The organism is Variovorax sp. 05T418, from assembly GCF_056396385.1.
On sequence record NZ_JBFTLJ010000011.1, the window covers coordinates 73,634 to 93,639 of the forward strand.

Consider the following 20,006-nt stretch of genomic DNA (forward strand, 5'->3'; position numbering starts at 1 on the left):
GCTCGCGGCGCCGCGGGCTATAGTTCCGCCGCCATGGACCGCCTGAAGCAACTCGAATCCTTCGTCTCGGTGGCGACCCGCGGCGGTCTCACGGCCGCGGCCAAGGCCGAGGGCGTGGCGCCTGCGATCATGGGGCGGCGGCTCGACGCGCTCGAAGCGCGGCTGGGCGTCAAGCTGCTGGTGCGCACCACGCGGCGCATCACGCTCACGCACGAAGGCAGCGCCTTTCTCGAGGACTGCCAGCGCCTGCTGACCGAATTCGCCAATGCCGAGGCCAGCGTGAGCGCCGGCGGCGTCAAGGCCAGCGGCCACCTGCGCGTGACGGCGCCGGCCGGCTTCGGCCGCCGCCACGTGGCGCCGCTGGTGCCGCGCTTCCATGCGCTGCACCCGGAGGTCACGATCTCGCTGAACCTGAGCGACCGCGTGGTCGACGTGCGCGGCGAGAGCTTCGACTGCGCGGTGCGCGTGGGCGACATGCCCGACTCGTCCTTGGTCAGCGTGCGGCTGGCCGACAACCGCCGCCGCTGCGTCGCCACGCCGGAGTTCGTGCGCCGCCACGGCATGCCGCGGCATCCGAACGAGCTGTCGCGCTTTGCCTGCCTCACGCTGTCGAGCGACGCCTCGCAGACGCGCGGCTGGGCATTCCGCATTCCGCGCGCCCCGGCGGCTGCCGGCGAGGAGGCCGGCGAAGAACTGATCTACCTGCGGCCCGAGGGCCCGCTCGATTGCTCCGACGGCCAGGTGCTGCACGACTGGTGCCTGGCCGGCCACGGCATCGCGTGGCGCAGCACCTGGGAAGTGGAGGCCGAGATCGACGCCGGCCTGCTGGTGCCGCTGCTGGACGAATTCGCCGCGCCGCCCAACGGCATCTACGCGGTCTTCGCGGGCACCAAGCACCTGCCGCTGCGGGTGCGACTGTGGCTTGATTTCCTCAAGGAGCAGTACGGACGGCCCGAATTCTGGGGCGGCAGGGGGTAAAGCGCGCGAGCGGCGTCACAATCTGCAAGCATTTGCAACCCCATTGAAGAAGAAAGCCATCGATGACCCTCGAAGCCATCCTCGCCTACCTGCATCTGCTGGCCATCCTCACGATGGTCGTCTTCATCTCCAGCGAAGCGGCGCTGTGCCGCGTGCAGTGGCTCAATGCCGCCGTGGTGGAGCGGCTCGCCAAGGTCGACATGGTCTACGGCATGGCCGCCATCGCGGTGCTCGCCACCGGCATTGCGCGCACGGTGTGGGGCGTGAAGGGCACGGCGTGGTATTGGACCAACCCGCTGTTGCACGTGAAGCTCGGCTTGTTCATCATCGTCGGCGTGCTCTCGATCTTTCCGACGCTCACCTACTTCCGCTGGCGCAAGGCGCTGCGCGCCAACGGCACGCTGCCGGCCGAGGCCGACATCCGCAAGACGCGCCGGCTGGTGATGGTGCAGGCCCACCTGATCGCGCTGATTCCGCTGGTCGCCGTGTTCCTCGCGCGCGGCTTCGGCAAGTAGGCGCGCATGGAACGCGCCGGCATCCAGCTTCTGTTTGCCGGCACGATCTTCAGCAGCGCGTTCCTGCTGTTCCTGGTGCAGCCGCTGATCGCCAAGCAGATCCTGCCCTGGTTCGGCGGCTCGGCCGCCGTCTGGTCGACCTGCATGGTGTTCTTCCAGGCCGTGCTGCTCGCGGGCTATGCGTACTCCGACTGGGTCACGCGCCGCCTTCGCGTGCGCGCGCAGGCCGCGCTGCACGTGGGGCTGCTGCTGGCGAGCCTGGCCTTCCTTCCGCTGGTGGTGGCCGCGCGCTGGAAGCCCACCGGCGCCGAAGACCCGGCGTGGCTGATCCTGGGGCTGCTGCTCGCGACCATCGGCCTTCCGTACTTTCTTCTGTCGACCACCGGGCCGCTGGTGCAGTCGTGGGTGGCGCGCACGCCCTGGAGCGCGCGGGTGTACCGCTACTTCTCGCTCTCCAACCTGGCGTCGCTGCTGTCGCTGCTGAGCTACCCGGTGCTGATCGAGCCGCGCAGCTCGCTGCTGCAGCAGGCGCTCGGCTGGTCGTGGGGCTACGGCCTGTTCGCGCTGCTGTGCGCCGGCACGACATTGCTGGTGGCATACCGCTGGCCTGCGGCTGTGCCGGTTGGCGCGGCGCCCGGCCAGGCCGCGGCCGCCGCCGATAGCGAAAAACCGCCGCGCTGGTCCGACGGCCTGCTCTGGCTCGTGCTGCCGGCGCTGGCGTCGTGGCTGTTGCTGGCCGTGACCAACCACATCACCCAGAACGTCGCGGCGGTTCCCTTTCTCTGGATCGTGCCGCTGTCGCTGTACCTGTTCACCTTCGTGCTGTGCTTCGAGAGCGACCGCTGGTACCGGCGCGGCGTCTTCCTGCCGCTGGCGGCGGGCGTGCTGCTGCTGTGCGCCTTCGGGCTGCAGCACCACATCGGCTCGGACGTGCGCACGGGGCTGCCGATCTATGTCGGCGGCCTGTTCGTGCTATGCATGTTCCTGCACGGCGAAACCGCCAGGCTGCGGCCGGCGCCGCGCTATCTCACGCGCTTCTACCTGATGCTCGCGCTCGGCGGCGCGCTGGGCGGCGCCACGGTCGGGTTGGTGGCGCCGCATGTGCTGCCGGCGTACTACGAGCTGGGCATCGGCCTGGTGCTGACGGCGCTCACGGCGGCGGCCGTCCTGCGCCGCCGGAACTGGCTGCGGGCCATGAGCGTGGCATTGGCGGCCGGCTGCGCGTACTTCCTGATGGCGCAGATCGCGAGCGACCGGTCGGACGCGCGCCACCTGCTGCGCAATTTCCATGGCGCGCTGATCACCTTCGACATGCGGCGCCTCCATCCCTCGGACAGCGTGCGGGTGCTGTCGCACGGCTCCATCAAGCACGGCGAGCAGTTCCTGGACCCGGCCCGCCGGCGCGAGCCCACCACCTATTACGGCGCCACCTCGGGCATCGGCCGCGCCATGGCTGCTGCACCGGCCGGGCCGCGCCGTGTGGGGCTGATCGGCCTGGGCGCCGGCACGCTCGCGAGCTACGGCCGCAGCGGCGACGCCTACCGCATCTACGAGATCAATCCACAGGTGTTCGAGCTCGCGGACAGCGAATTCAGCTTCCTGCGCGACAGCCCCGCGCGCATCGAGCGCGTGCTCGGCGATGCGCGGCTGGCGCTGGAGCGCGAGCCGCCGCAGGGCTTCGACCTGCTCGCGGTGGACGCCTTCTCGGGCGATGCGGTGCCGGCCCACCTGCTCACGGCGCAGGCCATGGATGTCTACCTGCGGCACATGAAGCCGGATGGCATCGTGGCCTTCCATGTGACCAACCGTTTCCTCGAGCTCGCGCCCGTGGTCGCGCGGATCGCCGAGCTGAAGGGCCTGCATGCCGTGCTCGTGAGCGACGACGCCGAAGCCTCGAGGTGGCTCAGCCCGACCGACTGGGTGCTGGTGGCGCGCGATCCCGCCGTGCTGGCACGCGAGCCGGTGCGCGCCGCGGCCTCGCCGATCGTGCTGCGCGCCGGCGTCCGCCCCTGGACCGACGATTTCAACAACCTGCTGAGCGTGCTGAAGTAGCCATGAAAAAGGCCCGCACGCGGCGGGCCCTGTTTGCGCAGGCTGGAGCGCGGCGCGGCTTCAGGCCTTGGCGTCCTTTTCGCACTTCTTCATGAAGCTGTTCTTGGCGGCGCCGGCCAGCGGCTTGCCGTTCTTGTCGACGGCCTTGGCTGCGCAAGCGGGTGCTGCGGCGGCCTTGGTGTCTTTTTCGCACTTCTTGATGAAGCTGCCCTTGGCGGCGCCGGCCAGCGGCTTGCCGTTCTTGTCGATGGCCTTGGATTCGCAGCTCGCGGCGGGCGCTGCCGCGGTGGCGGGCGCTGCGGGGGTGGCCGCCGCAGGAGCGGCGGGGGTCGCTGCGGGAGCGGTGACAGGTGCCGGAGCCTTGGCAGCCGGGGCCTTGTCTTGTGCCTGTGCGGCGCCGAAGGAGAGACAGGCGCCCAGGGCGACCAGGGAAAGGAACTTCTTCATGGTGATATGTCCTTGCAAGGTGGGTTGTGACAGGTGCCCCGCCCCGGGGCCGAGGCTTCTAACGGCCCAAGCCAGCGATCGGATGACGATGGTCAACGGCGCCCCGGGTTTGCCCCCGGTAAAATTCGCAGATGCTATTGGTCAAACAGGAGCTGCTCGCGGCGCTCGCGAACACGCTCGAATCCCTCTCGCCCGGCGCTGGCTCCAAAGCCGCGTTCGAGTCGCCCAAGGTGGCTGCCCACGGCGATTTCGCCAGCACGGCCGCCATGCAACTCGCCAAGCCGCTCGGGCGCAAGCCGCGCGAACTGGCCGAGGAGCTCAGTGCCGCGCTGCTCGCCACCCCGGTTTTCGGCCAATGGGTCGAAGCCATCGAGGTCGCCGGCCCCGGTTTCCTCAACATCCGCCTCAAGACGGCTGCCAAGCAGCAGATCGTGCGCGAGGTGCTGGCCGCGGGCGGCGCCTTCGGCCAGCAGCCCGCCACCGGCGAAAAGGTGCTGGTCGAGTTCGTCTCGGCCAACCCGACCGGGCCGCTGCACGTCGGTCACGGCCGCCAGGCCGCGCTCGGCGACGCCATCTGCAACCTGCGCGCCTCGCAGGGCGACACCGTCTGGCGCGAGTTCTACTACAACGACGCCGGCGTGCAGATCCAGACGCTGGCCCACAGCACCCAGCTGCGCGCCCGCGGCTTCAAGCCCGGCGACCCCGAATGGCCGAGCGGCGAAAAGGCGCCCGCCTACAACGGCGACTACATCGCCGACATCGCCGAAGACTTCAAGGCGAAGAAGACCGTCAAGTCGGACGACCGGGAATACACCGCCAGCGGCAACATCGACGACCTCGACTCCATCCGCGAATTCGCCGTGGCCTACCTGCGCCGCGAGCAGGACCTGGACCTGCAGGCCTTCCGCGTGCGCTTCGACAACTACTATCTCGAATCCAGCCTCTACACCAGCGGCCGCGTCGAGGAGGCGGTGCGCAAGCTCGTGGCCGCCGGCAAGACCTACGAGCAGGACGGCGCGCTGTGGCTGAAGTCGACCGACTACGGCGACGACAAGGACCGCGTGATGAAGAAGCAGGACGGCACGTACACGTACTTCGTGCCCGACGTCGCCTACCACATCGCCAAGTGGGAGCGCGGCTTCCACAAGGTGGTCAACATCCAGGGCACCGACCACCACGGCACCATCGCGCGCGTGCGCGCCGGCCTGCAGGCGGCGGGCGTGGGCATTCCCGAGGGCTATCCCGACTACGTGCTGCACACCATGGTGCGCGTGATGAAGGGCGGCGAAGAGGTCAAGATCAGCAAGCGCGCCGGCAGCTACGTCACCTTGCGCGACCTGATCGAGTGGACCAGCACCGACGCCGTGCGCTTCTTCCTCCTGAGCCGCAAGCCCGACACCGAATACACCTTCGACGTCGACCTCGCCGTGGCCAAGAACAACGACAACCCGGTCTACTACGTGCAGTACGCCCATGCGCGCATCTGCTCGGTGCTGGCGGGCTGGGGCGGCGACGCCACCTCGCTCAAGGACGTGGACCTGTCGCCGCTCGAAAGCCCGGCCGCGCAGGCGCTCATGCTGCTCCTGGCCAAGTACCCGGCCATGCTCACGGCCGCCGCCAAGGATTTCGCGCCGCACGACGTCACTTTCTACCTGCGCGAACTGGCGGCCAGCTACCACAGCTACTACGACGCCGAGCGCATCCTGGTCGACGACGAGCCGGTCAAGCTGGCGCGGCTCGCGCTCGTCGCGGCCACCGCGCAGGTGCTGCACAATGGCCTCGCGATTCTCGGCGTCAGTGCGCCGAGCAAGATGTGAACTGACTATGAAGAAGACAACCAGACAACGCGGCAACATCGTCATCGGGCTCATCGTCGGCCTGGTGCTGGGGTTGGGTGTCGCGCTGGGCATCGCGGTCTACGTGACCAAGGTGCCGATCCCGTTCGTGACCAAGACCCAGCGCGGCGGTGCCGAGCAGGACGAAGCCGAAGCCCGCAAGAACCGCGACTGGGACCCCAACGCGCCGCTGGCAGGCAAGGCCGGCGCGCCCAAGCCGCCAGCCGCGGCCGGCCCGGTGGCGCCACCCGCCGGCGGCGACACCGCGGCCGTGGCGCCGGGCACGGCCCCGCCGCCCGCGCCGCCGGTGCCGGTGGTGGTGGCTCCGAAACCCGCGCGCCCGGCCCCGGTGCCGGCCGAGGCCAATTCCCTGCCGCCATCGAACGATCCGCTCGGCGACCTGGCCCGCGCGCGCGCCGGCGGCAACAGTGGCAGCACCACCACGGCTTCCGCCGCGCCCAGCAGCAACAGCGCGGCGGCGGGTGCCGATCCGTTCATGTACTTCGTGCAGGCGGGCGCCTTCCGCACCACCGACGACGCCGAGGCCCAGCGCGCCAAGCTGTCGCTGATGGGTGTCGAGGCCCGGGTCACCGAGCGCGAGCAGGCCGGCCGCACGGTCTACCGGGTGCGCGCGGGCCCGTTCAACAAGAAGGACGAGGCCGATCGCCTGAAGGAGCGGCTCGACAGCGGCGGCCTCGAATCGGCGCTCGTGCGCGTGCAGCGCTGAGCCAGCCGGCAGGCGCCGCGGATATTCTTTAAGCTTCGCCGCGCGGCATGGGCCGCCGCCAGGATCGCCCTGGGCATGCCGCACGCGGGAACTCCGCGCGGCGCGCCGGCTCAGTCTGCCGTACCCAACAGGAGAACTCTTTCAATGAAACGTCGTGACTTTTCGCTGGCCGCCACCTCGCTGGGCCTGCTTTCGCTGGCTGGCAACACCGCACACGCCCAGGCGCGCGCGCCCAAGGCCGGCACCGAGTACCTGGTGCTCGACAAGCGCGTGCCGGTCGACGCGCCGGCGGGCAAGGTCGAGGTGATCGAGTTCTTCTCGTACAACTGCCCGCACTGCAACGACTTCGAGCCGCAGCTGGAAGCCTGGCTAAAGACGGTGCCCAAGGAAGTGGCGTTCCGCCGCGTGCCCGTGCCCTTCGTGGGCAACGACGTCGAGGCCAAGCAGCGCCTGTACTACGCGCTCGAAGCCATGGGCAAGGTCGATGAATTCCAGCCGAAGGTCTTCGACGCCATCCACAAGCAGCGCCAGAACGTGAACGGCGATGCCAACATCATTGCCTGGGCCGGGGCCAACGGGCTGGACGGCGCCAAGTTCAAGGAAGTCTTCACCTCCTTCGGCGTGGCCAGCAAGGCCAAGCGCGCCGCGCAGCTGACCGACGCCTACAAGGTGGCCGGCGTGCCGGCGCTGGCCGTGAACGGGCGCTGGTACGTGGACGGCGAGCTGGCCGGCAACATGACCAAGGCGCTGCAGGTCACCAACTACCTGATCGGCGAAGCGAAAAAGGGCTAGCCCCCACGCTGCGCGGCACTTCGTGTCCGCTGCGCCCACCCCTTGCAGGGGCGGCACCTGCGGCCCGGCGAAGCCGGTTCCGCGGTGTCTCCCGATGGGGACACCGGCCCGCTTCGGCGGGCCTTTTTCATCGGCGTTGGTGGCTGGTGCTGATCCGCCGCATACAATGGTTCAGAGCAAGTTTCGTGCCTCTATGACATTGCCCTCCTATCCCCACACCACCCCCTTCGTTCGCCGAATCCGCCGCCTGGCCGCCGGCGCGCTGCTGCTGGCCGGCCTGGCCTCGGGCGCGCTGGCCGAGACCGCCGACCGCAGCAAGCCGATGAACATCGAATCCGATGCAATGCGCTACGACGATCTCAAGCAGACGAGCGTGTTCACGGGCAACGTGCTGGTCACCAAGGGCACGATCATCATCCGCGGCGCGCGCATCGACGTGCGCCAGGACGCCGAGGGCTACCAGTACGGCGTGGTCACGGCGGCGCCCGGCAAAAGGGCCTACTACAAGCAGAAGCGCAATGCGCCCGACGAGTGGATCGAGGGCGAATCCGAGGTCATCGAATACGACAGCCGCGCCGACAACGTCAAGTTCATCCGCAATGCCGTCATGCGCCGGCTGATCGGCGCCACGCCCAACGACGAGAGCACCGGCGCGCTCATCGTCTACGACCAGAGCAACGACACCTACACGGTCAACGGTTCCACCGTGCCGCCCAACACGGGCGTGAACGCACCCCCAGGCGGACGCGTGCGGACCATCCTCACGCCCAAGAGCGCCACCGCGCCGGCGCCCGGAGCCTCGGCGCCCGCCGGCGGACGGGCCGCGCCAGCGGCGGCCGCGCCCCAGCCGGCACCCGGTGCCGGCCTGCGCTCGAGCACCACGCTGGGCGGCGACGGGGAAAGGCGCAAGTGATCGAAGCCGCTGGAACCCAGAACGCCGACGGCACGCCGGGCAGCCGCCTGGTGGTGCGCGGCCTGCAGAAGAGCTACGGCAGCCGCAAGGTCGTGCGGGATGTCTCGCTCGACGTGCAAAAGGGCGAGGTCGTCGGGCTGCTCGGCCCCAACGGCGCCGGCAAGACCACCTCGTTCTACATGATCGTGGGGCTGGTGCGGGCCGATGCGGGCGAGATCACCATCGACGGCGAGCCCATCGCCCACATGCCGATCCACCGGCGCGCGCGCATGGGCCTGAGCTACCTGCCGCAGGAAGCCTCGATCTTCCGCAAGCTCACGGTCGAGGAAAACGTGCGCGCCGTGCTCGAGCTCCAGCGCGAGCCCGACGCCAGCGGCAAGCCCGCGCCGCTAACCAAGCAGCGCATCGAGGAGCGCCTCTCGGGCCTTTTGGCCGACCTGCGGGTGGACCATCTTCGCGATTCGCCCGCGCTCGCGCTCTCGGGCGGCGAGCGGCGCCGGGTCGAGATCGCCCGCGCGCTGGCCACGCAGCCGCGCTTCATCCTGCTGGACGAGCCCTTTGCCGGCATCGACCCGATCGCGGTGATCGAAATCCAACGGATCATCAGCTTCCTGAAGGAGCGCGGCATCGGCGTGCTCATCACCGACCACAACGTGCGTGAAACGCTGGGCATCTGCGATCACGCGTTCATCATCAGCGACGGGCATGTGCTGGCACAAGGCACACCCTCGGAGATCGTCGACAACGCCGAAGTACGCAGGGTGTACCTCGGCGAGCACTTCCGGATGTAAGGGAGGAGTCGGTCTCCATGAAGCAAGGGCTGTCCCTTCGCGTTTCGCAGCACCTGGCGCTCACGCCCCAGCTGCAGCAGTCGATCCGGCTGCTGCAGCTGTCCACGCTCGAACTGAGCCAGGAAGTGGAGCAGATGCTGGACGAGAACCCGTTCCTCGAACGCACCGCGGAAGAAGCCGCGCGCGAGGAATTCGGGCTCGACGCCATCGACACGCCGGTGCCGCGCGACGAGGCCGGTGAAGCCGCCGAGGGCGAATTCAGCTCGGCCCCGGCCAGCAGCGCGACCGCCACGTCCAGCGAAACCGCCTCCACGGCCGAGTCCGAGGTTCCCGCCGCCGACGCCACCGAGCGCGAGCCCGACTGGGAAGGCGACGGCACCGTCGACATGGCGCCCGACGACAGCGAATGGGGCAGCGATGCCCCCGCGCGCCAGAACAACCTGGGCGACGACGAGCGCGCCGACGCCACCGAGCTCGCGCGCAGCCAGGAGTCGCTGCAGTCCTTCCTGCACCGGCAGGCGCTGAGCCTGCGGCTCAACGAGAACGACAGCGCCGCGCTGCGCTTCCTGATCGAATCGCTCAACGACGACGGCTATCTCGAAGACTCCCTGCCGGCGCTGGCCTCGGGCCTCGCGGGCGACGACAACGACCAGTTCGACGAGCTGGTGCACCACTTCCAGGTGGCGCTCGGCCTGCTGCAGAGCCTGGAGCCGGCCGGCGTCGGCGCGCGCGACCTGGGCGAATGCCTTTGCATCCAGCTGCGCGCGCTCGCCAGCGAAAGCGAGACCGAGGAACAGGCGCTGGTGCGCAAGACCGCCATCGCGATCTGCAAGCAGCCGATGGAGCTGCTCGCGCGGCGCGACTTCAAGCGCCTGGCCACGCTCACGCGCACCAACGAAGAGCTGGTGCGCTCGGCGCTGCAGGTCATCTCGCGCCTGGAGCCCAAGCCGGGCCGCCGTTTTGTCGATGTCGAGCGCAACATCGTGATTCCCGACGTGATCGTCACCAAGATCGGCCGCGGCACCAATGCCAAGTTCCGCGTCATGCTCAACCCCGAAGTGATGCCGCGGCTGCGCGTGCACGACATCTATGCCGGCGCGCTCAAGTCGCACAAGGGCGAGGGCAGCCAGGCGCTGTCGCAGCGGCTGCAGGAGGCGCGCTGGTTCATCAAGAACATCCAGCAGCGCTTCGACACCATCCTGCGCGTGAGCAACGCCATCGTCGAGCGGCAGAAGAGCTTCTTCGTGCACGGCGAGCTCGCGATGCGACCCCTGGTGCTGCGCGAGATTGCCGACGAACTCGGCCTGCACGAATCGACCATCTCGCGCGTGACCACGGCCAAGTACATGTCCACGCCTTTCGGCACGGTCGAGCTCAAGTACTTCTTCGGCTCGGCGCTGGGCACCGAGACCGGCGGCAATGCATCGAGCACCGCGGTGCGCGCGCTGATCAAGCAGTTCGTGAGCTCCGAGAGCATCAAGAAGCCGCTGTCCGACAGCCAGATCTCCGAGATGCTCAAGGAGCAGGGCATCGAGTGCGCGCGCCGCACCGTGGCCAAGTACCGCGAGGCCCTGCGCATCGCGCCCGCCAACCTCCGCAAGGCGCTGTAGAAAGCCGCCGATGGCCCGTCGCCTGCTGTCGCGCTGTGGGCAATGGGTCTTCGCCATGGCGGCGGTGCTGCTGTTCGCCGGCTGCGCCACCCTGCCCGACGAGGCGCCGCGCCCGGGCACCCGGGCCATGGCCGCCTCGGCCGACACCGCGCTCGGCAAGATCGCGCTGGCCTCGCAGCCCGACCCCGACCTGAGCGGCTTTCGCCTGATGCCGGGCGGCGATTTCGCCTTCGACACGCGCATCCAGCTCGCGCGGCGCGCCCAGCGCACGCTCGACGTGCAGTACTACCAGATCGAGAACGACGAGACCGGCCGCTACCTGCTGCGCGCGCTGCGCGATGCGGCCCGGCGCGGCGTGCGCGTGCGGCTCCTGATGGACGATCTCTACACCTCGGGCGAGGACGAGCTGCTGCTCGGCCTGGCCGCCACGCCGAATGTCGAGCTGCGCCTGTTCAATCCCTTTCCGGCCGGGCGCGGCAGCCTGCTCAGGCGCTTCACCGCCTCGCTGTTCGACTTCAGCCGCGTCAACCGGCGCATGCACAACAAGCTCTTCATCGCCGATGGCGCGATGGCGGTGGCGGGCGGGCGCAACATCGGCAACCAGTATTTCAGGCGCACGGCGGGCGAGAATTTTCTCGATCTCGATACCTTCGTCGCCGGCGCGCTGATTCCGCGCCTGGGCGCGCTGTTCGACCAGTACTGGAACAGCGTCTATGTGCGGCCGGTCCAGTCGGTGGTGGCCAGCACACTGACACGTGACGAGCTGCAGAAGCGCTTCGACACCGCCACCGGCCCGGACACCACGCCGCCGCCGCCCCGGCCCGCGCCCAACGACCTGCTCGGCTACAGCCCGATCGCCGAAGACCTGGATGCCGGCAAGCTCGACCTGATCTGGACGCTGGCCGAGGCGTATGCCGATTCGCCCGAGCGCGTGATCGGCAAGACCGCCTCGTACGGCGGCGTGCCGCTGCTCGACGTCGACAGCGTGCGCTACAACGTGGTCGAGCAGATGCGCCGCGCGCGCTCCGAGGTGACCATCGTCTCGCCCTACCTGATCCCGGGCAAGGCGGGGCTCGAAGTGATGCGCGAGATCCGCCGGCGCAACGTGAAGATCAGCATCGTCACCAATTCCTTCGCCGCCACCGACGAGCCGCTGGTCCACACCGCCTACCGCCGCTACCGGCCCGAGATGCTCGAGCTCGGCGCCGAGCTGTACGAACTGAGCACCACGCGCACGCGTCGCAGCGTGCGCCTCGGCCTGTTCGGCACTTCGGTGGGGCGGCTGCATGCCAAGTCGGCGGTGATCGACCGGCAGGTTCTTTTCGTTGGCTCGATGAACTTCGACCCGCGCTCCGAAACGCACAACACCGAGATCGGCCTGTTCATCCGCAGCCCCGAGATGGCGCAGCAGACGCTCAAGCTCATCGAGGTGCTGAAGCAGCAGGGCGCCTACCGGCTGCGCTTTGCGAAGGACAGCGGCAATGCGCGCATCGAGTGGATCAGCGAGGAGGAGGCCGGCCGGACCACCGTGCTGAACGAGGAGCCCGACTCCGATTTCTGGGGCCGCACCATGCTCGAGATGCTGGCGCCGCTGACGCCCGAGAGCCTGCTGTAGTCCGCGCGGCTCAGCTGCTGCTGCGCACGCCCGACAGCAGCTTGAGGCCCAGCAGCACCATCACGCCGCCGGCCGCGCGGTCGATCCAGGCCTTGTAGCGCAGATAGGCCGAGCGCGGCGCCGCCGACGACAGCGCCAGCGCGACGACCGCATACCAGCCGGTCTCGATGCAGAAGATCACCGCCGGCACCGCAAGCGCCAGCGCCAGCGGCACCTCGCGCGGCAGGAAGGCCGCGAAGATGCTGGCGTAGACCACCGCCGTCTTCGGGTTGCTGACCTGCGTGCCCATGCCGAGGAGAAATGCGCGCCGTGCATTGCCGCCCGTGCCTGCGGCCGCGCGTTCCTCCTGCGCGGTGGACAGCGGCTCGCGCGCACCGCGCCAGATGCGGATGCCCAGGTACACAAGATAGGCGCCGCCGAGCAGCTTCACCGCCAGGTAGAGCGCCGGCACCGCGAGGAACGCCGCCTGCAGCCCGACCAGCGCCGCAATCGCGAACACCACGCCGCCCGCGCCCATGCCCAGCGCCGCGGCCAGGCCGTCGCGGCGCGACGACGACACGGCGGTGCGCGCCACCATGACGAAGCTCGGTCCGGGGCTCATGGCCCCGACGATCATCGCGCCCGCGATGCCCAGCAACGGAACCGTGATGCCGCTCATGGTTGCCTCCTTCTTCTTCTATTGCTGCACATTGACCGCTTCGACCTGCACCAGCAGCTTCACCTTGTTCTCGAAGCCGAAGTTCAGGCCCCAGGTGATGCCCCAGTCGCTGCGCTGCACCGTCGTCTCGAAGTCGCCGCCGCAGACCTGGCGGTTGATGAGCGGGTTCAGGTAGCAGTTGAAGCGCACGGCCCTGAGCGTGACGGGCCTGGTCTGCCCCATCAGCGTGAGCGTGCCCGGCACGTCGGCCACCTTGTCGCCGTTGAACTCGATGCGGTCCGCCACGAAGCGCCCGGTCGGGAATTCGGCCACGTTGAAGAAGTCCTTGCTTTGCACGTGGCGGTTGAGCAGGTCGACGCCGGTGTTGATGGAGCTGATGTCCATCGTGATGTCGACCTTGCCGCTGCTGCCGCTGCCGTCGATCTGCACCGAGCCGTCCTTGGTGCTGAAGCGGCCGCGGTTGGTGGTGGTGCCGTAGTGCCCCATCTCGTACATCACGAAGGTGTGGGTGGGGTCGATCACGTAGCTGGCGTTCTTCACCGGGCCGCCCGCGGGCTTGGCGGCGACGGGCGGCGCGGTGTATTCCTGTGCCAGGGCAGGGGTGGCAAGGGCCGCCGCGGCTGAGAGCGCGGCAGCGAGGAGGAGCTTCTTCATGGCAATGGGCGTGCGTGGCGTGAGAACGAAATAAAGGAATTCAGAGCGGGCCGAACCCCGCGAGCGTGAACTTGAAGCGAACCAGCACCTCGTTGCCGACCACCGAGGTGTCGGTCCACTCGCCGTCGCCCACCTTGTAGTCGAGCCGCTGGATCGTAAAGCTTCCGCTGGCCACCGCGTGGGCGCCGGCCGGCGCAATGCTCACCGGCACCGTGATCGGGCGCGAGATGTTCTTGATGGTGAGCTTGCCCGCCATCTCGAAGCGGCCGTCGCCCAGCGCCTTGATCGCGCTCGACTGGAAACTGGCCTGCGGAAAATGCGCCGTATCGAACCACGGCGGCTTGGGCAGTTCGGCATCGCTCATCGGAACGCCCAGCGACGCGCTGCCCGTGTCGATCTGCAATGCGACCGTGCCGCCTTCGGGCTTGCGCGGGTCGAAGGCCACCTGCGCATCGAACTTCTTGAACGTGCCTTCCACCGGCACGCCCATCTGCTTGCTCACGAAGGCGATCTGGCTCTTGTCCGCCACCAGCCGGGTGGCCGTGGCGGGCTCGGCGAGCGCGGGCGCGAGAGGGGCGAACGCCAGGGCGGCCGCAAGACAGAGACGGGAGGTGCGCTTCATCCGGCGGATTCCTTGCGTGGCGCGGGCCACATGCGTTTCAAGATGCCATCGCGGTCGATCCAGTGGTGCTTGAGCACCGCCGCCACGTGCAGCAGCGCCACCGCGGCCAGCGTGAAGGCGCTGCCCTTGTGCAGCGGCTTGAGCACGGCCTCGGCCCATTCCTTGTCGACCGGCACGAAGTCGGGCAGCGGCAGCACGCCGAACCACACGACCGGAAAGCCCAGCGCCGAACTGTAGGCCCAGCCGAACAGCGGAACGGCGAGGAACAGCAGGTACATCAGCGCGTGGCTCGCGCGGTAGCCGCTGCGCTGCCAGCGCGGCATGGCCGCCGCCGCTTCGGCCGGCAGCGGCGGCGGCGGATGGCGCAGCCGCCACAGCAGGCGCACGGCCGACAGCAGCAGGATCGTCACGCCGGCCCATTTGTGCCAGTTGTAGAGCTTGATGCGCGCCGGCGAGAGCGGCAGGCCGGTCATGTAGAGGCCGACGCCGAGCGAGCCGACGATCATGGCCGCGAGCAGCCAGTGCAGCGCCATGGCGACCGGGCCATAACGCAGCTCGCGCAGGCCGCGCGGATCGGCGGGCGCATCGGCCATGGCGGCGGGGTGGGAGGGGGTGTCGATGGACATCGGGGGCAGGACCGGCGGCCTGTGCGCGGAGCATATATCGGAAGCGGTGAAGGCAGTGCACGAGCCGTGCCAGACGCACCGCCCGCCCGGTCAGCGCCCCGATGCCGCCTGCTGCGCCTGCACCAGCACCGCATGCAGTTCGGCCGGCTGCACCGGCTTGCGCAGCGCATGCCAGCCGCGCTCCGCGGCCAGCCGCTGGGTGGCTTCGCCGATTTCGGCCGAGACCAGCGCGATGGCGAGCGAGGGCTTCTGCCGCTGCAGCCGTTCCGCCAGCGCGATGCCGTCGAGCGCGCCCGGCAGCCGGATGTCGCACAGCGCCACGTCGAGCGCGCGCAGGTCGGCCAGCGCCAGCGCCTCGGCCGCGCTGGCGTACACGCGCGGCGCGAGCTGCCATTGCTGCAGCAGCGCGCTGAGGCTGTCGGCCACCACGGTGTTGTCTTCCACCACCAGCACGGCCAGGCCGGGCCGCAGGGCGTGCGCCGCGCCGGACCGGGGCTGCGCCGCGGGCGCGGGAGCCGCCACCGGCGCATCGGCCGGCGCCGCGGGCAGCTCGAAGCCGAACACCGAGCCCCGCCCCGGCGCCGAACGCAGCGACACCTGGATGCCGAGCTGCGCGGCCAGCCGCCGCACGATCGCCAGGCCCAGCCCATGGCCGCGCTGCAGGTTGCGCTCCACGTTGCCGATCTGCTCGAAGTCGCCGAACACGCGCTCCTGCGAGTCCGCCGCAATGCCGATGCCGCTGTCGCGCACCTCCACCCGCCAGGCGCGCCCGGTGTCGCGCTGGCGTGCGCGCACGGCCAGCAGCACCCGGCCGCGCGGCGTGAACTTGACGGCGTTGTCGACCAGGTTCGCCAGCACGCGGCGCAGCGACACCGCATCGGCCCAGCCCACCGCATCGGCGGGGCAGCGCACCGTGACGCGGCCATTGCCGGCCTGGCGCGCGAGGTCGGCCAAAAGCGGCGCCAGCGGCACCGCCACCGGCTGCAGCGGATCGGCCGCGGCCTCGATGCGGCCGATCTCGAGCAGCTGGTTGGTCAGGCCTTCGAGCGCCTGCTGCGCGCGCGCGAGCGAGGCCACCGTGTGCTGCACCACGGGCGCATCGGCGCCGTTGTCCAGCTGCTGGCGCAGCACCTCGGCCTGCAGGCCGATGGCCATCACCGGCTGGCGCAGGTCGTGGTTGGCGGCCGAGAAGAAGCGCAGCCGCTCGGCCTGCGCCTGCTCGGAGGCGCGCAGCCCGGCCAGCGCCTGCTCGCGCAGGCTGCGTTCATTGAGGCGCAAGCCGATGTTTTCCTCGAGCTGGCGCGAATGCTCGGCCACCAGCTTCCACATCATCGCGGTCAGGCCGATGCCGATGAGCGCCACCGCCTTCATGGCCGGCGCGCCGAGCCAAAGGCCGGTCACGATCACCGGCGCCAGCAGCAGCGTGATCGCCAGCTGCGTGGCCGGAACGTAGAAGGACACCGAGAACGCCGAGGACAGCGTCATGCCCATCAGCATCAGCCCGAGCAGCAGCTGCTGCTCGGGCTGGCCCGGGTTGAACAGCAGCACGCCGGCCAGGCCGTGCGCCAGCTCCCAGATGCCGGTGCGCGCCGTGTGCGTGCGCTGTGCATCGCGCAGGCTTTGCGGGGTGAAGGGGTCGGGCAGGCGCTGCGGAAAGAAGCCGCGCATGACCGTCACCACGGTGATGAGCGAAATCCACACCAGTGCGCGGGAAAGCGAATACTGCCAGGCGAAGAGCGCCGCCACGCCGCAGTTCAGCAGGTATTGCGCCAGCAGCACCGGCCCGATCGGCCGGATCGACAGCCGCAGCACCTCGCACTGGATGGCAAAGCGCCCATCGTCGTCGGCGACAGCCGGAGCAACCATGGGCGCGGTGGTGGAATTCATCGGCCGATCCACTATATAGAGAAGCGGCCCGGCGCGGCGACAATGGCGTTCCCCAGCGGCCGAATGATGGCGAACCCCCCGTGAACGATCTCTCTCTCTTTTTGCCTTGCGCCGCCGGCGTCGAGGAATTCCTCGCGCAGGAAGTCCATGCGCTCACCGGCCGCGTCGGCCAGGACCTGCTCACGCTGCGCGGCGGCGTGCGGGTGCGCGCCGAATGGCGCGACGCGCTCAAGCTCAACCTGCACAGCCGGCTCGCGCAGCGCGTGCTGGTCGAGCTGGCCCACGCGCCCTACCGCAGCGAGAACGACCTCTACGCCATCGCCAGCGGCGTGGCCTGGGAGATCTGGTTCACGCCCAAGCAGACCTTCAAGATCGAGACCACGGCGCAGCACAGCCCACTGCAGAGCCTGAACTTCGCCACCCTGCGCATCAAGGACGCCATTGCCGACCGCTTCCGCGCCAAGGCCGGCGGCGTGCGCCCGAGCATCGAGACCCAGTGGCCCGACTGCCGCGTGTTCGCCCACCTGACCACCGAGCACTGCACGCTCTACATCGACACCTCCGGCGAGCCGCTCTTCAAGCGCGGCTGGCGCCAGGACAAGGGCGATGCGCCGCTGAAGGAAACGCTGGCCGCCGCCATGCTGGCCGCCAGCGGCTGGTGGAACCCCGAAACCGGCGCCGTGGCCGCCGAGCCGCTGTACGACCCCTGCTGCGGCAGCGGCACCATCGCCATCGAGGCGGCGCAGATCGCGCGCGGCATTGCGGCCGGGTCGCTCAGGCGCTTCGGCTTCGAGAAGCTGCTGCCGTTCCAGGCGCACGTCTGGGACGCCATCAGGAAAGAGGCCCAGTCGTCGGCGGTGCCGCGCGATGTCGCCATCTTCGGCTCCGACGTCTCGCACCGCATGGTCGACTTTGCCGAGCGCAACGCGGAGCGCGCCGGCGTTGCCGATGCCATCGAGTTCCGCGGCGGCGACGCGCTGCAGCGCATGCCGCCGGCCGAGGGCGGGGTGATCATGCTCAACCCGCCGTACGGCGAGCGCATCGAGGTCGGCGGCGTGGCGCGCTTCGGCGCCCGCGAGGCCGCGCAGACCCCGGGCGAGGGCGGCGGTGAAGGCAGCGACGGCGGCGGCGATTTCTTTCCGCAGCTCGCCACCCATTGGAAGAAGAACTACGCCGGCTGGACCGCCTGGGTGCTCACGCCCGACCTGAAGCTGCCCAGGCAGATGCGGCTGAAGGAATCGCGCCGCGTGCCGATGTGGAACGGGCCCATCGAGTGCCGGCTGTTCCGTTTCGACATGGTTGCGGGTTCGGCCAGGAAGTAGCACTGCGCGCACTTGCGGGTGCGCGATCGCACGCCACCATGACCGTTCCGGAATCCGGCCTCGTCGTCATCGACACCAACATCGCGCTCGACCTCCTGGTCTTCGAGGATCCCGCCTGGGTGCCGCTGATCGCCCTGCTGGCCGCGGGCGAACTGCGCTGGCTCGCAACGGCCGCGATGCGCGTCGAACTCGAGCGCGTGCTCGGCTACCCGCTGATCGCCCGGCGCATGGCGCAGCGCGGCCTGCAAGTGCCCGCGGTGCTGGCGGACTTCGACACGCGGGTGCGCATGATCGAAGGCGTTCCATCGCGTGCGCCCTGCGTCTGCAGCGACCCCGACGACCAGGTCTTCATCGACCTTGCGGTGGCGCACCGCGCGCTGCTGCTCAGCAAGGACCGCGCGGTGCTGTCGATGAAGAAGCGACTGGCCTTGCGCGGCGTGGTGGTGCAGGCGGCGCTCGGGATTTCGTAGCCGGCGCAGTGATGGCGCGTCGGCTCATGCCGCGCCAACTGCACCCATGGGACCGGTCGATTGCCGCTGCGCGCTGGAACGCGCGAAAACCGGCGGATTGACAACTTCCGACTCATCGACACCTGCGAGGGACGGTGTTAGCTTTCACTGGCGCCACCCTTCAATTCTTGTTTCGACGGGAAAAAATGCAACCATCTTTCGCGACGCTCTGGGCCAATCATCCCAATATCAAGGGCGACGGCGCTTTATTGGACAAGGACGTTTACAAGGACCAATGTGCGATCAACGTTGGCGCTGCCTTTATCCGGTCGAGCATGAATCTCGACACTTTTCGAGGCGTCTACTCCTGGCAAAAAGACAAGCCGAAGTATCCGATCCGGGCACAGGAGTTAGCGAGCTGGCTTGATTCGGGAACCGCCGGTCTTATGTCGCGCACCGAAAAGTACACCGGCAAGGAAGGATTCGACAAAATTGCAGGACGCACTGGCATCGTGTTCATCCAGAACTACTGGGGTGAGGGGCGGCAGGGCGACCATATCGATCTCTGGAATGGATCGCGGTTGACTAAACTTTCGTCCTGGTTCCTCATTCAGTGGCGGATCTCTTGGGAAGGTGTCCTCACTGACATGCGCCATGCGCAAGCTATATGGTTTTGGCCGGTCCTATGAAGATCCTCGCTCGACTGCTCTGCATTTTGGTCGGAGCGCTGGTGCTCAGTTTTCTTGTTTCGAAAGTCGTGCTCGCCCCTATTGGGCAGTGGTACGAAATGAACAAGGCCCAGAGCTTCGACGATGTATCCGACGCTTTCGTTATCGCTCTTGCTGTGCAAGCGATTTTCGCTGTTGCGGGCGGGTGGCTGGGCGATTGGGCATTTCGCAAATGGCGACAGAAGCAGCTTGATCGCAAGTAGCTCGTGGCGCATCTGTTGGGCGGGGTCATCATTGATCTGGGCCAAATGAAAACACTCGTTCGATTGCTCTGTATTTTGGTCGGAGCGATTGCACTCAGCCTTGTTTTCTACAAGCTGATTGGCCCTGTGGGCCATTGGTACGAGCTCAACTTTGCAAGGAACGACGGTGACCTGGGCCAGGCGTACATGGTCGCGCTCGCCGTTCAACTCCTCGCATTGATCGCGGGCGGTTGGCTCGGCGACTGGGCATTTCGCAAGTGGCGGCAGAGGCAGCCTGATCGCCCGTAGCTCATGTAGCGATCACGGATCGGCCGAGTTCCATGAAGATACTCATTCGACTGCTCTGTATTCTGGCCGGAGCGCTGACCCTCAGCTTTCTTGCTGCCAAAGGTGTGCTCGTTCCCATTGGGCAGTGGTACGAAATGAACAGGGCCCAAAGCGAGAGCGATTTGTCGCAAGCCTTCGTCATCGCTCTTGCAGTGCAGGCCCTTTGCGCCATTGCCGGCGGCTGGCTCGGCGACCTCGCATTCCGCAGATGGCGGCAGAAGCAACTCAGCCGCCAACAGCGCCCCTGACGACCGC

22 protein-coding genes are annotated in these 20,006 nt (G+C 68.7%); 16 read left to right on the top strand and 6 right to left on the bottom strand.

Translation table 11 applies throughout. The annotated features are described in order from the left end of the window. The first annotated feature begins 33 nt into the window (after window positions 1-33). From AC1DMS_RS21640 to AC1DMS_RS21650, 3 genes are all read left to right on the top strand, one after another. Window positions 34-978 (top strand): LysR family transcriptional regulator, encoded by a 945-nt coding sequence (locus AC1DMS_RS21640; RefSeq protein ID WP_369664100.1) that lies wholly within the window; start codon window positions 34-36, stop codon window positions 976-978. Window positions 979-1,040: 62 nt separating this feature from the next. Continuing rightward, window positions 1,041-1,493: a DUF2214 family protein gene (locus AC1DMS_RS21645; protein WP_012745621.1), complete on the top strand. Its 453-nt coding sequence runs from the start codon at window positions 1,041-1,043 to the stop codon at window positions 1,491-1,493. Between the two features lie 6 nt (window positions 1,494-1,499). Continuing rightward, the gene (locus AC1DMS_RS21650) at window positions 1,500-3,545 is read left to right on the top strand and encodes a spermidine synthase (RefSeq protein ID WP_436287174.1); all 2,046 of its coding nucleotides are present in this window, start codon (window positions 1,500-1,502) and stop codon (window positions 3,543-3,545) included. Window positions 3,546-3,605: 60 nt separating this feature from the next. Here the strand turns inward: AC1DMS_RS21650 and AC1DMS_RS21655 are convergent, their stop codons facing one another. Further along, the gene (locus AC1DMS_RS21655; RefSeq protein WP_436287175.1) at window positions 3,606-3,992 is read right to left on the bottom strand and encodes a hypothetical protein; all 387 of its coding nucleotides are present in this window, start codon (window positions 3,990-3,992) and stop codon (window positions 3,606-3,608) included. 131 nt (window positions 3,993-4,123) lie between these two features. Here AC1DMS_RS21655 and argS point away from each other — a divergent pair, with 131 nt between their 5' ends. The 7 genes from argS to AC1DMS_RS21690 all read left to right on the top strand — a co-directional run bounded on the left by argS (window position 4,124) and on the right by AC1DMS_RS21690 (window position 12,275). After that, the gene (argS, locus tag AC1DMS_RS21660; RefSeq protein ID WP_478181797.1) at window positions 4,124-5,809 is read left to right on the top strand and encodes an arginine--tRNA ligase; all 1,686 of its coding nucleotides are present in this window, start codon (window positions 4,124-4,126) and stop codon (window positions 5,807-5,809) included. Window positions 5,810-5,816: 7 nt separating this feature from the next. After that, a complete protein-coding gene (locus AC1DMS_RS21665) occupies window positions 5,817-6,554 on the top strand; it encodes an SPOR domain-containing protein (protein ID WP_478181798.1) in 738 nt (245 codons plus the stop codon). 144 nt (window positions 6,555-6,698) lie between these two features. Beyond that, window positions 6,699-7,346, top strand: a complete 648-nt coding sequence (locus AC1DMS_RS21670; protein WP_012745626.1) for a thiol:disulfide interchange protein DsbA/DsbL — start codon at window positions 6,699-6,701, stop codon at window positions 7,344-7,346. A gap of 193 nt (window positions 7,347-7,539) precedes the next feature. Continuing rightward, on the top strand, window positions 7,540-8,259 hold the full coding sequence (gene lptA / locus AC1DMS_RS21675) for a lipopolysaccharide transport periplasmic protein LptA (protein ID WP_018904014.1): 720 nt from the start codon (window positions 7,540-7,542) through the stop codon (window positions 8,257-8,259). Next, a complete protein-coding gene (gene lptB, locus AC1DMS_RS21680) occupies window positions 8,256-9,050 on the top strand; it encodes an LPS export ABC transporter ATP-binding protein (RefSeq protein ID WP_018904015.1) in 795 nt (264 codons plus the stop codon). The genes lptA and lptB overlap by 4 nt, the downstream gene beginning before the upstream one ends. A gap of 17 nt (window positions 9,051-9,067) precedes the next feature. Continuing rightward, window positions 9,068-10,660, top strand: a complete 1,593-nt coding sequence (locus AC1DMS_RS21685) for an RNA polymerase factor sigma-54 (RefSeq protein ID WP_062363710.1) — start codon at window positions 9,068-9,070, stop codon at window positions 10,658-10,660. Window positions 10,661-10,670: 10 nt separating this feature from the next. Further along, window positions 10,671-12,275 carry a phospholipase D family protein gene (locus AC1DMS_RS21690; RefSeq protein WP_478181799.1) on the top strand — a complete coding sequence of 535 codons (1,605 nt, stop codon included), beginning with the start codon at window positions 10,671-10,673 and terminating at the stop codon, window positions 12,273-12,275. A gap of 10 nt (window positions 12,276-12,285) precedes the next feature. On the opposite strand, the gene AC1DMS_RS21695 is transcribed toward AC1DMS_RS21690, so the two are convergent. The 5 genes from AC1DMS_RS21695 to AC1DMS_RS21715 form a co-directional block, all read right to left on the bottom strand. After that, window positions 12,286-12,933 (bottom strand): LysE family translocator, encoded by a 648-nt coding sequence (locus AC1DMS_RS21695; RefSeq protein ID WP_478181800.1) that lies wholly within the window; start codon window positions 12,931-12,933, stop codon window positions 12,286-12,288. A gap of 18 nt (window positions 12,934-12,951) precedes the next feature. Continuing rightward, window positions 12,952-13,587 (bottom strand): YceI family protein, encoded by a 636-nt coding sequence (locus AC1DMS_RS21700; protein ID WP_012745632.1) that lies wholly within the window; start codon window positions 13,585-13,587, stop codon window positions 12,952-12,954. Window positions 13,588-13,627: 40 nt separating this feature from the next. Then, complete coding sequence (locus tag AC1DMS_RS21705) at window positions 13,628-14,209, bottom strand: YceI family protein (protein WP_012745633.1); 582 nt, start codon at window positions 14,207-14,209, stop codon at window positions 13,628-13,630. Further along, the gene (locus AC1DMS_RS21710) at window positions 14,206-14,835 is read right to left on the bottom strand and encodes a cytochrome b (RefSeq protein WP_307592924.1); all 630 of its coding nucleotides are present in this window, start codon (window positions 14,833-14,835) and stop codon (window positions 14,206-14,208) included. Before AC1DMS_RS21710 ends, AC1DMS_RS21705 begins: the two co-directional genes overlap by 4 nt. A 90-nt stretch (window positions 14,836-14,925) precedes the next feature. Continuing rightward, complete coding sequence (locus AC1DMS_RS21715; RefSeq protein ID WP_478181801.1) at window positions 14,926-16,722, bottom strand: sensor histidine kinase; 1,797 nt, start codon at window positions 16,720-16,722, stop codon at window positions 14,926-14,928. A gap of 80 nt (window positions 16,723-16,802) precedes the next feature. On the opposite strand from AC1DMS_RS21715, the gene AC1DMS_RS21720 reads away from it, so the two are divergent. From AC1DMS_RS21720 to AC1DMS_RS21745, 6 genes are all read left to right on the top strand, one after another. Continuing rightward, entirely contained in the window at window positions 16,803-18,044 is a 1,242-nt protein-coding gene (locus AC1DMS_RS21720; protein WP_012745636.1) for a THUMP domain-containing class I SAM-dependent RNA methyltransferase, read from the top strand. Between the two features lie 38 nt (window positions 18,045-18,082). After that, entirely contained in the window at window positions 18,083-18,514 is a 432-nt protein-coding gene (locus tag AC1DMS_RS21725; RefSeq protein ID WP_436299382.1) for a putative toxin-antitoxin system toxin component, PIN family, read from the top strand. Window positions 18,515-18,699: 185 nt separating this feature from the next. Beyond that, window positions 18,700-19,182, top strand: coding sequence for a type VI secretion system amidase effector protein Tae4 (locus tag AC1DMS_RS21730; protein ID WP_436299383.1), 483 nt, complete (start codon window positions 18,700-18,702; stop codon window positions 19,180-19,182). Beyond that, window positions 19,179-19,424 (top strand): hypothetical protein, encoded by a 246-nt coding sequence (locus tag AC1DMS_RS21735; RefSeq protein ID WP_062363682.1) that lies wholly within the window; start codon window positions 19,179-19,181, stop codon window positions 19,422-19,424. Before AC1DMS_RS21730 ends, AC1DMS_RS21735 begins: the two co-directional genes overlap by 4 nt. 45 nt (window positions 19,425-19,469) lie before the next feature. Next, entirely contained in the window at window positions 19,470-19,712 is a 243-nt protein-coding gene (locus tag AC1DMS_RS21740; protein WP_062364466.1) for a hypothetical protein, read from the top strand. 32 nt (window positions 19,713-19,744) lie between these two features. After that, window positions 19,745-19,999, top strand: a complete 255-nt coding sequence (locus tag AC1DMS_RS21745; protein ID WP_478181802.1) for a hypothetical protein — start codon at window positions 19,745-19,747, stop codon at window positions 19,997-19,999. Window positions 20,000-20,006 lie beyond the last annotated feature (7 nt).

Bases quoted from the DNA above. Each gene is read 5' to 3' on its own strand.
- AC1DMS_RS21640 (WP_369664100.1), top strand. From the start codon at position 34: ATGGACCGCCTGAAGCAACTCGAATCCTTCGTCTCGGTGGCGACCCGC.
- AC1DMS_RS21645 (WP_012745621.1), top strand. From the start codon at position 1,041: ATGACCCTCGAAGCCATCCTCGCCTACCTGCATCTGCTGGCCATCCTC.
- AC1DMS_RS21650 (WP_436287174.1), top strand. From the start codon at position 1,500: ATGGAACGCGCCGGCATCCAGCTTCTGTTTGCCGGCACGATCTTCAGC.
- AC1DMS_RS21655 (WP_436287175.1), bottom strand. From the start codon at position 3,992: ATGAAGAAGTTCCTTTCCCTGGTCGCCCTGGGCGCCTGTCTCTCCTTC.
- argS (WP_478181797.1), top strand. From the start codon at position 4,124: ATGCTATTGGTCAAACAGGAGCTGCTCGCGGCGCTCGCGAACACGCTC.
- AC1DMS_RS21665 (WP_478181798.1), top strand. From the start codon at position 5,817: ATGAAGAAGACAACCAGACAACGCGGCAACATCGTCATCGGGCTCATC.
- AC1DMS_RS21670 (WP_012745626.1), top strand. From the start codon at position 6,699: ATGAAACGTCGTGACTTTTCGCTGGCCGCCACCTCGCTGGGCCTGCTT.
- lptA (WP_018904014.1), top strand. From the start codon at position 7,540: ATGACATTGCCCTCCTATCCCCACACCACCCCCTTCGTTCGCCGAATC.
- AC1DMS_RS21685 (WP_062363710.1), top strand. From the start codon at position 9,068: ATGAAGCAAGGGCTGTCCCTTCGCGTTTCGCAGCACCTGGCGCTCACG.
- AC1DMS_RS21690 (WP_478181799.1), top strand. From the start codon at position 10,671: ATGGCCCGTCGCCTGCTGTCGCGCTGTGGGCAATGGGTCTTCGCCATG.
- AC1DMS_RS21695 (WP_478181800.1), bottom strand. From the start codon at position 12,933: ATGAGCGGCATCACGGTTCCGTTGCTGGGCATCGCGGGCGCGATGATC.
- AC1DMS_RS21700 (WP_012745632.1), bottom strand. From the start codon at position 13,587: ATGAAGAAGCTCCTCCTCGCTGCCGCGCTCTCAGCCGCGGCGGCCCTT.
- AC1DMS_RS21705 (WP_012745633.1), bottom strand. From the start codon at position 14,209: ATGAAGCGCACCTCCCGTCTCTGTCTTGCGGCCGCCCTGGCGTTCGCC.
- AC1DMS_RS21710 (WP_307592924.1), bottom strand. From the start codon at position 14,835: ATGTCCATCGACACCCCCTCCCACCCCGCCGCCATGGCCGATGCGCCC.
- AC1DMS_RS21715 (WP_478181801.1), bottom strand. From the start codon at position 16,722: ATGAATTCCACCACCGCGCCCATGGTTGCTCCGGCTGTCGCCGACGAC.
- AC1DMS_RS21725 (WP_436299382.1), top strand. From the start codon at position 18,083: ATGACCGTTCCGGAATCCGGCCTCGTCGTCATCGACACCAACATCGCG.
- AC1DMS_RS21730 (WP_436299383.1), top strand. From the start codon at position 18,700: ATGCAACCATCTTTCGCGACGCTCTGGGCCAATCATCCCAATATCAAG.
- AC1DMS_RS21735 (WP_062363682.1), top strand. From the start codon at position 19,179: ATGAAGATCCTCGCTCGACTGCTCTGCATTTTGGTCGGAGCGCTGGTG.
- AC1DMS_RS21740 (WP_062364466.1), top strand. From the start codon at position 19,470: ATGAAAACACTCGTTCGATTGCTCTGTATTTTGGTCGGAGCGATTGCA.
- AC1DMS_RS21745 (WP_478181802.1), top strand. From the start codon at position 19,745: ATGAAGATACTCATTCGACTGCTCTGTATTCTGGCCGGAGCGCTGACC.